11 protein-coding genes, 1 tRNA gene and 1 pseudogene are annotated in these 12,483 nt (G+C 67.6%); 8 read left to right on the forward strand and 5 right to left on the reverse strand.

What is annotated here, in order from left to right:
- Nucleotides 1-59: 59 nt before the first annotated feature.
- A pseudogene (locus ACFVMC_RS10110) lies at nt 60-926 on the forward strand (wax ester/triacylglycerol synthase domain-containing protein); the annotation flags it as partial.
- A 322-nt stretch (nt 927-1,248) separates the two neighbouring features.
- Here the strand turns inward: ACFVMC_RS10110 and ACFVMC_RS10115 are convergent.
- Nucleotides 1,249-1,368, reverse strand: a tRNA-Met gene (locus ACFVMC_RS10115).
- Between ACFVMC_RS10115 and ACFVMC_RS10120 the strand changes: the two genes are divergently transcribed.
- From ACFVMC_RS10120 to ACFVMC_RS10150, 7 genes are all read left to right on the forward strand, one after another.
- Nucleotides 1,338-1,574: a WS/DGAT domain-containing protein gene (locus tag ACFVMC_RS10120; RefSeq protein ID WP_379209551.1), complete on the forward strand. Its 237-nt coding sequence runs from the start codon at nt 1,338-1,340 to the stop codon at nt 1,572-1,574. The two genes, ACFVMC_RS10115 and ACFVMC_RS10120, sit on opposite strands and share 31 nt — an antisense overlap.
- Nucleotides 1,575-1,581: 7 nt before the next feature.
- Nucleotides 1,582-2,118 carry a DUF6912 family protein gene (locus tag ACFVMC_RS10125; RefSeq protein WP_379209503.1) on the forward strand — a complete coding sequence of 179 codons (537 nt, stop codon included), beginning with the start codon at nt 1,582-1,584 and terminating at the stop codon, nt 2,116-2,118.
- Between the two features lie 91 nt (nt 2,119-2,209).
- Complete coding sequence (locus tag ACFVMC_RS10130) at nt 2,210-3,346, forward strand: ferredoxin reductase (RefSeq protein WP_379208719.1); 1,137 nt, start codon at nt 2,210-2,212, stop codon at nt 3,344-3,346.
- Between the two features lie 106 nt (nt 3,347-3,452).
- Nucleotides 3,453-4,835: a fatty acid desaturase family protein gene (locus ACFVMC_RS10135; protein ID WP_379208721.1), complete on the forward strand. Its 1,383-nt coding sequence runs from the start codon at nt 3,453-3,455 to the stop codon at nt 4,833-4,835.
- A gap of 94 nt (nt 4,836-4,929) precedes the next feature.
- Nucleotides 4,930-6,177 (forward strand): fatty acid desaturase family protein, encoded by a 1,248-nt coding sequence (locus ACFVMC_RS10140; RefSeq protein ID WP_379208722.1) that lies wholly within the window; start codon nt 4,930-4,932, stop codon nt 6,175-6,177.
- Nucleotides 6,178-6,277: 100 nt separating this feature from the next.
- Nucleotides 6,278-6,907, forward strand: a complete 630-nt coding sequence (gene bluB / locus ACFVMC_RS10145; RefSeq protein ID WP_379208724.1) for a 5,6-dimethylbenzimidazole synthase — start codon at nt 6,278-6,280, stop codon at nt 6,905-6,907.
- 187 nt (nt 6,908-7,094) lie between these two features.
- A complete protein-coding gene (locus ACFVMC_RS10150) occupies nt 7,095-7,361 on the forward strand; it encodes a DUF2283 domain-containing protein (RefSeq protein ID WP_379208726.1) in 267 nt (88 codons plus the stop codon).
- 283 nt (nt 7,362-7,644) lie between these two features.
- On the opposite strand, the gene ACFVMC_RS10155 is transcribed toward ACFVMC_RS10150, so the two are convergent.
- From ACFVMC_RS10155 to ACFVMC_RS10170, 4 genes are all read right to left on the reverse strand, one after another.
- Complete coding sequence (locus tag ACFVMC_RS10155) at nt 7,645-8,394, reverse strand: helix-turn-helix transcriptional regulator (RefSeq protein WP_379208728.1); 750 nt, start codon at nt 8,392-8,394, stop codon at nt 7,645-7,647.
- Nucleotides 8,395-8,527: 133 nt separating this feature from the next.
- The gene (gene rsgA / locus ACFVMC_RS10160; RefSeq protein WP_379208729.1) at nt 8,528-9,559 is read right to left on the reverse strand and encodes a ribosome small subunit-dependent GTPase A; all 1,032 of its coding nucleotides are present in this window, start codon (nt 9,557-9,559) and stop codon (nt 8,528-8,530) included.
- Nucleotides 9,523-10,818: a 3-phosphoshikimate 1-carboxyvinyltransferase gene (aroA, locus tag ACFVMC_RS10165; RefSeq protein WP_379208731.1), complete on the reverse strand. Its 1,296-nt coding sequence runs from the start codon at nt 10,816-10,818 to the stop codon at nt 9,523-9,525. The genes rsgA and aroA overlap by 37 nt, the downstream gene beginning before the upstream one ends.
- Before the next feature lie 54 nt (nt 10,819-10,872).
- Complete coding sequence (locus tag ACFVMC_RS10170) at nt 10,873-12,372, reverse strand: aldehyde dehydrogenase family protein (protein ID WP_379208733.1); 1,500 nt, start codon at nt 12,370-12,372, stop codon at nt 10,873-10,875.
- Nucleotides 12,373-12,483: the final 111 nt, after the last annotated feature.

The raw sequence follows: 12,483 nt of genomic DNA on the forward strand, positions 1-12,483 counted from the left end.
CGAATGCGGCGGCTTTCCTCTCTCACCGTAGCCGAGCCGGAGGACCGGCGTCGCTTACGATGGAACCCGTCCGCCGTGTCGACGGCGGCCGGGGCAGCGCAGCTCGCGGGCCTGTCTCCGTAGCGGAGACGCCCCTCGTTCGACCAGGTCCGATCCAAGGAGCAGCGGGCAGCGTGATCACGAGGTTGACGCCGCAGGACGCGTCCTTCTTCCGCCTGGAATCCAGTAGCAATCCGATCCACATCGGCTCGCTCGCCGTTCTCCGCGACACCGATGAACGGCCCGCGATGGACTACGAGCGCCTGGTCGATCTCGTCGAGAGCCGGCTGTCGCTGGTGCCGCGCTATCGCCGCAGGGTGCGCGAGATCCCGTTCGCGCTGGGCCGGCCGGTCTGGGTGCAGGACAGCGGTTTCGACATCACCTTCCACATCCGGCGCTCGGCGCTGCCGCATCCGGGTACCGACGCGCAGTTGCACGAGCTGGTGGCGCGCCTGGCCTCGCGCCCGCTGGATCAGAACCGTCCGCTGTGGGAGATGTATCTGATCGAGGGGCTGGCCGACGGCCGCTGCGCGATCTTCACCAAGACCCATTCCGCCCTGGTCGACGGGGACGGTGCGCTGGAGATCGGGCACGTCATCCTGGACGCCGGCCCCGCGCCGCGCGAGCTGGCCCACGACGCCTGGGTCGCGCCGCGCGAACCCACCGACAGCGAATTGCTGCTGGGTGCGCTGGCCCGGCTGGCCGCGCAGCCGCGGGAGGCGCTGCAGGTGGCCCGCGATGCCAGCGCGGAGGCCTTCGCGCTGGTCGCGGCGGCGGGCCGCGCGGTGGACTCGGTGGTCTCGGCGGTGCGGTCGGTGACCGTCGGCGCGCCGCAGAGTCCGCTGAACGTCAAAACCTCCCGCAATCGCCGCTTCGATGTGGTGCGCAGCGATCTGGCCGACTACCGCACCATCCGAAAGCGTTTCGACTGTTCGATCAACGACGCCATCCTCGCGGTTGTCACGGGGGCTTTGCGCAATTGGCTGCTGTCGCGTGGTGAGGCGCTGACCGAGTCCTCGACGGTGCGCGCGGTGGTGCCGATGTCGGTGTACGTGGAGGGGGGTGACGAGGTGCGCCCTACCAGTGAGGTTTCGTCGTTCCTCATCGATCTTCCGGTGGGAGAACCGAATCCGGTGATGCGGCTGTCGCATATCGCGCACGCCACCGAGGCCAATGGCAGGCACCGGCGTGGCGTCCGGGCGCGCACCCTGGTGCATCTGGCCGGATTCGCACCGGCGAGCCTGCACGCCATGAGCGTGCGCGCGGCGAGTACGTTCGCAGAGCACACGTTCAATTTGGTGATCACCAACGCGCCGGGTCCGCAGACGCCGATGTACATCGGCGGCGCGCGGATGCTGGAGATGTTTCCGGTGTCGCCGCTGCTGCGCAATCAGGCCTCGAGTATCGGGATCACGTCCTACGACGGGCGGGTCTACTACGGACTCAACGCCGATCGCGACGCGATGGCCGATATCGGGGTGCTGGCCGCGGCGGTACACGAATCCATGGAGGAGATGCTCGGTGCCTGTGTCTGACGAAAAGATGCGCGTCTACATTCCCGCCACGGTGCCGATGCTGCGCGCGCTGGTCACCGACCGCGAGATCTTCCCGGTCGGCGCGACCGCGTTCGCGGTCACCCCGGCGCTGCGCGAGGCCTATGCCTCCGGTGACGACGAGGAGCTGGCCGAGGTCGCGATGCTGGAGGCCGCGCGCGCTTCGCTGCGGCTGTTGGCGGCCGCGAGCGAGGACGCGGCTGCTGCCTCCGGCGCGGAGGGGGAGCCGCCGAGTCGCCCGATCTATCGCCGCGCGGTGATCGCCGCCGATGTGGCGGGGGCCAAGCAGCGGCCGGATCTGGATGACGCCGTGGTGAAACTGGCCGGCCCGGTGACCTACAACCAGATCGCGTCGGTGCATGTCGATCTGGCCGACGCCGAGGCCGAGGTGGCCAAGGCCGTGGATGTGATCGATGCCGCCGACCTGGGCGACGCCGATGCCGAATTCGTGCTCGGCGACGCCGAGGATCACCAGCTCGCCTGGTACGCCGCGCAGGAACTGCCCTTCTTGCTCGATCTGCTCTAGGCCGAGTAGGGCGTGCTAACTTACGATGCCGTAACCTGGCGGGCGAGGTGGTTCCAACGACCGCCACAGACATGGGAGAAGTACGGCAGCGATGGTCTTCAAGAATGTGCGGGAGTGGCTGGAGGCCCCGGCCGCGAGTGTTGCCGAGCGCGGTGGACGGCTGAATGTGTTGCGGGGTGCTGTCGCCCGGGTGACCACGCCGCTGCTGCCCGACGACTACCTGCATCTGGCCAATCCGCTGTGGTCGGCCCGGGAACTGCGCGGCCGGATCGTCGAGGTGCGCCAGGAGACCGCGGATTCGGCCACCCTGGTGATCAAGCCGGGCTGGGGCTTCGACTTCAAGTACCAGCCGGGCCAGTACATCGGTATCGGCATTCTGGTGGACGGGCGCTGGCACTGGCGCTCCTACTCGCTGACCTGCCCGCCGAACTGGTCCGAGCCGGGGCACGGCGGCAAGCGCGTCATCTCGATCGCGGTGAAGGCGATGCCGGAGGGCTTCCTGTCCAGCCACCTGGTCAACGGCGTCAAAGCGGGTGCCGTCATCCGCTTGCAGGCACCGCAGGGCGGTTTCGTCATGTCGTTCCCGCCGCCGGAGCGGGTGCTGTTCCTCACCGCGGGCAGCGGAATCACCCCGGTGATGTCGATGCTGCGGGCGATGGACCGGCGTGAGCGCGTCACCGACGTGGTGCACCTGCATTCCGCCCGGACCGCGGCCGATGTGATGTTCGGCAGCGAACTGCGGGCGCTGCACGACCGGCACCCGAGTTTCAGCACGCATCTGCATCTGACCGGCGAGAACGGCAAGTTCAAGCTGACCGATCTGGATGAACGCTTCCCGGACTGGCGCGATCGGGAGACCTGGGCCTGTGGCCCGGCGGCCATGCTCGACGAGATCGAGCAGCACTGGCGTGAGGCGGGTCTGTCGGACAGATTGCATGTCGAACGGTTCGAGGTGGAGCGGTCGGCGATCGGCGAGGGCGGCACCGTCAGCTTCGCCAAATCGGATCGCACGATCGAAGTCGACGGGGCGACCAGTCTGCTCGAGGCGGGCGAGTCGGCCGGGGTTCAGATGCCGTTCGGCTGCCGGATGGGCATCTGCCAGACCTGTGTGCTGACATTGAGTTCCGGGCACGCGCGGGATCTGCGCAACGGTGACGAGAAGCGCGAGGGTGACAAAGTGCAAACTTGCATCTCCGCCGCCGCCGGAGACTGCACACTCGACATCTGAGTTGATCTTCGCTGGTAGGAGCGGCACGGGGGACCGGCGGTGACGCCATGACGGGGTGGGGCGACAGGTACGCTCGAAGAGAATTCGAGCCGACGAAGGGACCCGGGTGGCCATCACCGACATCAAGGCGTTCGCGCACCTGACCGAAGCAGACATCGATATGCTCGGCCAGGAACTCGATGCCATCCGGCGCTCGGTGGAGCTGTCGCGCGGCGAGCGCGATGCCCGCTATATCCGGCGGACCATCGCCGCTCAGCGTGGCCTGGAGCTGGCCGCGCGCGCAATCCTTTTCGGCAGCCGCAACCGGTGGGCCTGGTTCACCGGCACCGCGCTGCTCTCGGTCGCCAAGATCGTCGAGAACATGGAGCTCGGGCACAACATCAGCCACGGTCAGTGGGACTGGATGAACGATCCCGAGATCCACTCCAGCACCTGGGAGTGGGACCAGACCGGCCCGTCGTCGCAGTGGCGGCGTGCGCACAACTACTCCCATCACACCTACACCAATGTGCTCGGCAAGGACGAGGACCTCGGTTTCGGCATTCTGCGGATGACCCGGGACGAGGCCTGGCGTCCGCTGCACCTGGTGCAGCCGGTGGCCAATCTGATCCTGGCCGCGACCTTCGAGTGGGGTATCGCCCTGCACGACTGGAGCATCGAGAAGGAACTGTCCGGTGTCCCGCGCACCCAGTGGAATTCCGAGCCCAACAAGGAGTTCGGCCGCAAGATCGCCCGCCAGGTCGGTAAGGATTTCGTGTTCTTCCCGGCGTTGACCGGTCGGGCCTGGAAGTCCACGCTCAAGGCCAACGCCACCGCCAACCTGATGCGCAATCTGTGGGCCTACGCGGTCATCTTCTGCGGTCACTTCCCCGATGGTGCGGAGAAGTTCACCATCGAGCAGCTCGACGGCGAGACCAGCGGTGAGTGGTATCTGCGTCAGATGCTGGGCAGCGCCAATTTCAAGGCTGGTCCGGCGATGGCGTTCATGAGCGGCAATCTCTGCTACCAGATCGAACACCACCTGTTCCCGGATCTGCCGAGCAATCGCTATGCCGAGGTCGCGGTGAAGGTGCGCGAGCTGTGCGACAAGTACGACCTGCCCTACACCACCGGCTCGCTGGGCAAGCAGTACCTGCTCGCGTTCCGCACCATCCACAAGCTGGCGCTGCCGGACCGGTGGCTAAAGCGCACCGCCGATGACGCCCCGGAGACGTCCTCCGAACGCAAGTTCGCCGGGATTACCGGATTTGCCCGCCCCGCCGGCTCCGCCGGCTTCCACCCGCGAATGCCCTCCTTGCCGACTGCCGCGCACCTACACGAAACCTGGGCCGAAACCCACATCATTCCGATCGATCCGGCGACCGGTCGGCGCTACGGGTTGCGGTCGGCGTTGCGGGAGGCGAAAGTAGTGCTCAAGGAGAAGGCCAGGCACGAGAAAGAAGTGCTGCGCGAGGCCAAGCGAGCCTTGAAGACCAAAGCGCGGGCTTAGCATCTCCTAACTGCGTTGGCAATACGGGATTTGCCACACTTTCCTAGGAGAACTCACAACCTACGGTGTCGTAACTTACGGTACTGTAACCCGCATGGCGATCTCGGATGTCAAGGAATACGCACACCTCACCCCGGAGGATGTCGAAGCTATCGGGGCCGAACTCGATGCCATTCGCCGTGAAGTCGAGTCCGCGCGAGGTGAGAGCGATGCCCGCTACATCCGCAATGTGATCCGGCTGCAGCGCGCGTTGGAAATCAGCGGCCGCGGGGTCCTGTTCTTCAGTCTCTTCCCCCCGGCCTGGCTCGCGGGTACCGCGCTGCTGGGCACGGCGAAAATCATCGAGAACATGGAGATCGGCCACAATGTCATGCACGGCCAGTGGGATTGGATGAACGATCCGGAAATCCACTCCACCAACTGGGAATGGGACAACGCCGGGCCCTCCGAACACTGGAAGATCACCCACAACTTCCTGCACCACAAGTACACCAATGTGCTCGGCATGGACGACGACATCGGCTACGGCCTGCTGCGCGTCACCCGCGACCAGCGATGGTCGCCGTTCTACCTGGGGCAGCCGGTGTACAACCTGCTGCTACAGATGTTCTTCGAATATGGTGTCGCCATCCAGCATCTCGAGCTCGGCAAGGTCGCCAAGAAGAAGTGGCCCGCGGGCAGCCCCGAGCGCATCCAGTTCGAGGAAGACCGCAAGCTGGTGCTCAAGAAGATCGGCAAGCAGGCCGCCAAGGACTACCTGATCTTCCCGCTGCTCACCGGTCCCTCCTTCCTCGGCACGCTCAGCGCCAACTTCGCGGCCAACGTGATCCGCAATGTGTGGACCAACGCGGTCATCTTCTGCGGTCACTTCCCCGACGGCGCCGAGAAATTCACCAAGGGTGATGTCGCCACGGAGACCCAGGGCGAGTGGTACCTGCGCCAGATGCTGGGCAGCGCCAACATCTCCGGCGGCAAGGTCATGCACTTCATGACCGGCAACCTGAGCCACCAGATCGAGCACCACCTGTTCCCCGATCTGCCGTCCAACCACCTGGCCTCGATCGCGGTCCGGGTGCGGGCGATGTGCGACAAGTACGACCTGCCCTACACCACCGGCTCGCTGCCGGTGCAGTACTTCAAGTCGTGGCGCACCATCATGAAGCTGTCGCTGCCCAACAAGTACCTGCGCCGTGGCACCGACGACGCGCCGGAAACCAAGTCGGAGAAGGCGTTCGGCGGGGCCGCGCTGATCGACGCGGCCACCGGCAAGCGCACCGGCCTGCGGACCAAGCTGCAGCAGGGCCGCAAGCGCCTCGGGCGTCGCGAGCCGGTATCGGTCTGATCCGAAACCATCGACCGGGAGTCCAGCCGAGCTGGGCTCCCGGTTTCGTTGTGCGCGGACCCGGCGCGGGCTACCGGCTCGGCACTGGTTGACTGGGCCGGTGAGTGCTGAGCAGTTGTACGAGGTGATCCGGCGGCGGCGAGACGTGCGCGCGGAGTTCACCGGCGACCCGGTCGACGACGCGACGCTGCTGCGGATCCTGGATGCGGCGCATCGCGCGCCGAGTGTCGGCAATTCCCAGCCCTGGGATTTCATCGTGGTCCGGGATCCGGCCACGCTGCGCGCTTTCGCTGACCATGTCGCGCAGCGGCGCGGCGACTTCCATGCCGCGCTGCCGCCGGACCGCGCCGCCACCTTCGATCCGATCAAGATCGAGGGCATTACCGAGAGCGGCACCGGCATCGTCGTCACCTACCGCCACGACCGCGGCGGCCCGCACGTCCTCGGCCGCGCCACCGTCCCCGAAACCGGGGTCTACTCCGCCGTGCTCGCCATCCAGAATCTCTGGCTCGCCGCCACCGCCGAGCACATCGGCGTCGGCTGGGTCTCCTTCTACGACCCCGACTTCCTGGCCGACCTCGTCGCCCTCCCCGCCGACGTCCAGCTCGTCGCCTGGCTCTGCGTCGGCCCGGTCCACGCCTTCCAAGACACTCCCGATCTGGAACGTTTCGGCTGGCGCACCGGCCGCCCGCTCACGGACGCCATCCATCACGAAACCTTCGGTGCCTGAGCCTCGTTCAACTCCGCCGCATTGCCCCGGATCGCGTCTCGTACCGCCTGGTCTCGGGCGAATCGAGCCGATCCGCGCCGGGCCGGCCGATCGCCACAGCGTGGCCCGATGTGGTGCGTGCGATCGGCAAGTAGTGTCGTCCTCGGAACGGGACCGTGGGAACGCGGCGACGAGTGGGGACGTGCTGATGGCGACATCGAATACTTACATCGAGAAGCTCACCTGGGATCGGCAGGCCAATGCCGCCTATCTCGCGATGCGCGGCGAGCGATCGGAACCGCGGCGTGCGGCGCGGACGCTGGTGGCCCGGGCGGAGGACGGAGCCGTCGTAGCCGCCCTCGACTTCGGGGCGGACGGCACGCTGCTCGGGGTGGAATTGCTCGATGCCGATACCCAGCTGACGGCTGAAATGAAATCGGCCGCAACGGATATCACCGGCGCTACCGCCGAATAGCGGCCGCGAAATATCTACCGCGTTCAGTACACCGTGACGATGTAGGCGTTGTCGTCGATCGCGACGCAGATCTTGTTCCAGCAGACCTCCCAGGTCTGGTGGTCGGGCTGCCAGCGGCCGTTGTTGCGGGATCGCACTGGATACCGGCTGGTCGATTCCGGTGCGGTCGAGCCCCGCGCCGTGGCGTGTGGCCGGCGTTCCGGCGGCCGGAACTGCCGCCGGGGCCAGGGTTCCGGCCAGGCGTAGGAAGTTCCGCCGCCCGATCGGGTGCCCGGATTCGGCATTACCTGGGCACTCCGGCCAGATGGACCGGAGCGGATGGCTGGTGCGGGAACTCGCCGAGCCCGGAGCGCATCAGTTGGGAGCGGCTGACTACGCCCAGGGCGTCGTACAGTTCGCGGACACGGCGGTACATGGAGCGTTCCGACATGTAGTTCTGGCGGGCGATCTCGGCGATGGTCCGGGAGCTGCGCAGCAATTCCAGGAGGCGAATGTCGTTGTCGTTCAGTGGCTTTCGGTGATGTACGGGTTTCGGTGCGTGGGCAGGTTCGCGGGAGCGCACGGTGGGGGCCGAGGTGAGCGTGGTCGGCCTGGAGCGAACGGAGGCAGGGTGGGCGTGCTGACGCAGCTGGGCGCAGATCATCTCGGCTTGCCGTTCGCCGGGGATGGCGACGTTGATCACGAAGTTGGCGCCGGATCGGATCGCGAAATAGGTGCAGTGCCCGGTCACGTCGTTGGTGACCGCGACGAGCAGGCCGACCGCGTGGCGGGCGCGGATCGCGCGCAGCTCCTCGGCCTGGTACTCGGCGTTGACCGGCAGCAGGATGGGCGCGCCGCCCAGGTCGGTGTGGGCGGCGAGCTCGTCGGTGTCGGCGAACTCGAGCTGGAACGAACGCGCGAACCGCGTCAGCCAGGCGCCGTCGGCGCTGCCCATACAGTCGTGAAAGCTCTTGTGCGCGAAAATGATCGGCCGGGTATCCGGGCCGAGTGGCCGTACCGCCGTCGCAGTGCTCCCCTTGCGTATGTCGATCACGGTCAACTCCCCGTCCTTTCGCCCTGACCGCCGGGTACCGGCGCTCGAGACTGAACATCCTTGCTACTTGCATTGACGCAACAGCCACGCGATCGGTTCCATGGTCCGGCAAGAGATTTCGGATCGCCGGGCGCTACCAGGCGTCGTTGGCGTTGAGGGCGTTGAGCAGCATGCGGATGGCGGCGACCCGGCGCTCCTTTCCGGGGAGCAGGTCGAGGGCGCATTCGGGGTCGGCGGGCGGGCCGAGATGGGTGCAGCCGCGGGGACAGTCCTCGATGGCGGCGGCGAGGTCGGTGAAGGCGGCGATGACGTCGTCGGGGGTGATGTGGGCCAGGCCGAAGGAGCGGACCCCCGGGGTGTCGATGACCCAGCCGCCCGCAGGTAGGGGCAGGGCGACGGACTGGGTGGAGGTGTGCCGGCCCTTGCCGACACCGGAGACGATGCCGACCGCCCGATCCGCTTCGGGCACAAGACGATTCACCAACGTGGACTTGCCGACACCGGAATGCCCGATCAGCGCGGTGAGCTTGTCGTCGAGCAGGGTGTTGACCGGTGCGAGCGGGTCGTCCACACCGCCGTAGACGATGGTGAGATCGAGATCGTCGAAGGCGGCGGCGAAATCGGAATCGGCGGCCAGATCGTGCTTGGTCAGGCACAGAATCGGTTGCAGCCCACCGGCATACGCGGCGACCATGGCCCGTTCTACGAACCCGGTGCGCGGCGGCGGATCGGCCAGCGCCACCACGATGAACAACTGCTCGGCGTTGCCGACTACGACACGTTCGAACGGATCGGTGTCATCGGCGGTGCGCCGCAACACCGTTCGCCGTTCGGCAACGCGCACGATCCGAGCCAGCGTGTCCGGCTTCCCGGACAGATCGCCGACCACATCGACCTGATCGCCGACCACGATCGGCGTGCGGCCCAGCTCCCGGGCCCGCATCGCCACGATCGGCCGCTCCGGATCCCCGTCCAGTACACAGCCCCAGCGCCCGCGATCCACCGACACCACCATCGCCGATACCGCGTCACTGTGCTGCGGCCGGGTCTTCGTCCGCGGACGCGAACTCTTCCCCGGCCGAACCCGCACATCGGATTCGTCGTAGCTGGAAGACTTGCGCCCCCGGCTCAGTGTGCCGCCGCCGGATTCAGCATCGCAGCCCACAGGTCGACGAAGTCGGGCAGCGTCTTGGCGGTGGTGCCGATGTCCTCGATCTCGATGCCGGGCACCGCGAGCCCGAGGATCGCACCCGCGGTCGCCATCCGGTGATCGGCGTAGGAATGCCAACGGCCACCGTGCAATTCGGTGGGAACGATCTCGAGCCCGTCCTCGGTCTCGGTGACCTTGCCGCCGAGCCGGTTGATCTCGGTGGACAGCGCCGCCAGCCGGTCGGTCTCGTGCCCGCGCAGATGCGCGATGCCGCGCAGGATCGACGGCGAATCCGCGAGCGCGGCGAGCGCGGCCACGGTCGGGGTGAGTTCGCCGACATCGTGCAGGTCGATATCGATACCCGCGAGCCGGTCCGGCCCCTTCACGGTCAGCACGCCGTCGAAGCGCCGCGCTTCCGCGCCCATGCGCACGAGGATCTCCCGGATGACATCGCCCGGCTGCGTAGTGAGCCGCGGCCAGTGCGGAATGCTGACCTCGCCGCCGGTGATGGCCGCGGCCGCCAGGAACGGCGTCGCGTTGGACAGGTCGGGTTCGACGTCCCAGTCGACCGCGCGGATCGGGCCCGGGTGCACGGTCCAAGTCTGCGCCTTGCGGCTGTCGGCGGGCTCCTCCACCGTGACGTCGGCGCGCCGCAGCATCTCCACGGTCATCTCGATGTGCGGCATCGACGGCAGCGCCTTGCCGTCGTGGTGCACGGTCAGCCCCTGCTCGAAGCGCGCACCGGAGAGCAGTAGCCCGGACACGAACTGGGAGGACCCGGACGCGTCGATGGTGACCGTGCCGCCGCGCAGCGTGCCGGCGCCGTGCACGGTGAAGGGCAGGGCGTCGCCGTCGATCCGGGCGCCGAGCCCGCGCAGCGCGTCGAGAATGGTGCGCAGCGGCCGCACCCGGGCCTGCGCGTCGCCGTCGAAGGCGACCGCCCCGGAGGCCAGGGTGGCGGCGGGCGGCAGGAACCGCATGACGGTCCCCGCGAGCCCGCAGTCGACGGTGCCGCCGCCGAGCGGTCCGGGGGTGACGGTGAGGGTGTCCCCGTCACCCTCGATGTGCGCACCGAGCGCGCGCAGTGCCCCGATCATCAGATTGGTGTCGCGACTGCGAAGCGCCCCGGTGATCGTCGAGGGCCCGTCCGCCAACGCCGCCAGAATCAAGGCACGATTGGTGATCGATTTGGATCCGGGGAGGGTAACGGTGGCTCGGACAGGAACATCGACGTGGGGCGCTGGCCAATAAGTCACAGGTCCATCTTCGCCCATCACATCGAGTCGGGACCAGTCGCACTCGATCGCGGCTGGTCCCGGCCGGATGGGCTACCGGTGACGGCCGTGCAGGAACGGCACCAGCTTGCGGAGCAGGTTCATCGTGGAGTCGGTGCGCGAATAGGACAGTAGCGCCATGCCGGGGATGGTGAAGCGCTGAACCGCGATCGAGTGGGGGCGCGCGAATTCCCGGAGGCCGGGTTCGCCGTGGATACGGCCGATGCCGGAGTCGCCGACGCCACCGAAGGGCAGGCCGGGGATGGCGGCGAAGGCCAGCACCGAGTTGACCGAGGTGGCGCCGACTCGCAGCCGACGGGCGATGGCCAGGCCGTTGCGCTTGGAGTACACCGCCGAGGAGAGGCCGTACTTGGATTTGTTGGCCAGGTCGACGGCTTCGTCGACGCCGTCGACGGTCTTGATGGTGACGGTGGGGCCGAAGGTCTCCTCGGCGACCGCCTCGGAATCCTCGTCCACGTCGACCAGGACGACCGGTTCGATGAAGGGGCCCTTGACGGATTCGGGGCCGCCGAGCACCGCGGTGCCGCCGTTCTTCAGCGCGTCGTCGATGTGGCGGCGCACGATCTCGATCTGACTCGGCATGGTCATCGGGCCGTAGTGTGCCGTGTCGCCGGAGCCGGGCTTGATCTCACTCAGGATCCGCTTGACCTCGGCGACGAATTCCTCGCGCACCGACCGGTCGACGTACACCCGTTCCACGCCCGCGCAGGTCTGGCCGCTGTTGGCGGTGGCGCCCCAGGCCACGGCGTCGGCGGCGGCCTTCACATCGGCATCGCCGGCGACGATGACCGCGTCCTTGCCGCCGCATTCGAGCAGCACGGGGGTGAGCGTGTCGGCCGCGGCCGCCATGATCCGCTTGCCGGTCGCGGTGGAGCCGGTGAAGGCGATCTTGTCGACGCCGGAGCGGACCAGCGCGGCGCCGGTCGCGCCGTAACCGTTGATGGTTTCGAAGATGCCCGCGGGCAGGTCCGGGTTGGCCTTCTTGAACGCGGCGGCCAGGAAATTGCCGATGCCCGTGGAGAATTCGCTGGGCTTGAACACCACGGTGTTACCGGCCGCGAGCGCGTAGCCGATGGAGCCGTTCGGGGTGTAGACCGGGTAGTTCCAGGGCCCGATGACGCCGACCACGCCGAGCGGGCGGTGTTCCAGGCGCGCGGAGAAGTTGGACATGAGCGGGCCGGGGAAGACCTTCTTGGGTCCGAGGATCTTCTTGGCGTTCTTGGCCGCCCAGGCGATGTGCTCGAGCGCCAGCATGAGTTCGAGGAAGGCGTCGTCGAGCGGTTTGCCGTTCTCCCGGTGGATCAGCGCGCAGAATTCCTCGGAGTCCGCGACCAGCTGGGATTCCCAGCGCTGCAAGTACTTTCGGCGTTCGCCGTAGCCGAGCGCGCCCCAGGTGGCGGCGGCGGTGCGTGCCTTGGCGACGGCCGCGCGCACCGCGTCCTCGTCGTCGATGGTGTAGGTGGCGATGACCTCCCCGGTGGCTGGATCGACCGACTGCAATGCCGTTTCGGGGGTGGTCTCGGTGGTGGTCACGTGGAACTCTCCTCTACCTCTGCGGTGGCCCGGTCGGTGCGCGCACCGGAGCGGACGAAGTGTGATCCACCCCATCCGGTGAGAGAATGTTAAGGCAAAACTCTCACCAGG

Source organism: Nocardia sp. NPDC127579, from assembly GCF_042672005.1.
Taxonomy (GTDB): Bacteria; Actinomycetota; Actinomycetes; order Mycobacteriales; family Mycobacteriaceae; genus Nocardia.

Coding starts and splice junctions, on each gene's coding strand:
- ACFVMC_RS10140 (WP_379208722.1), top strand. CDS start 4,930: ATGGCGATCTCGGATGTCAAGGAATACGCACACCTCACCCCGGAGGAT.
- aroA (WP_379208731.1), bottom strand. CDS start 10,818: ATGGGCGAAGATGGACCTGTGACTTATTGGCCAGCGCCCCACGTCGAT.
- ACFVMC_RS10150 (WP_379208726.1), top strand. CDS start 7,095: ATGGCGACATCGAATACTTACATCGAGAAGCTCACCTGGGATCGGCAG.
- ACFVMC_RS10125 (WP_379209503.1), top strand. CDS start 1,582: ATGCGCGTCTACATTCCCGCCACGGTGCCGATGCTGCGCGCGCTGGTC.
- ACFVMC_RS10130 (WP_379208719.1), top strand. CDS start 2,210: ATGGTCTTCAAGAATGTGCGGGAGTGGCTGGAGGCCCCGGCCGCGAGT.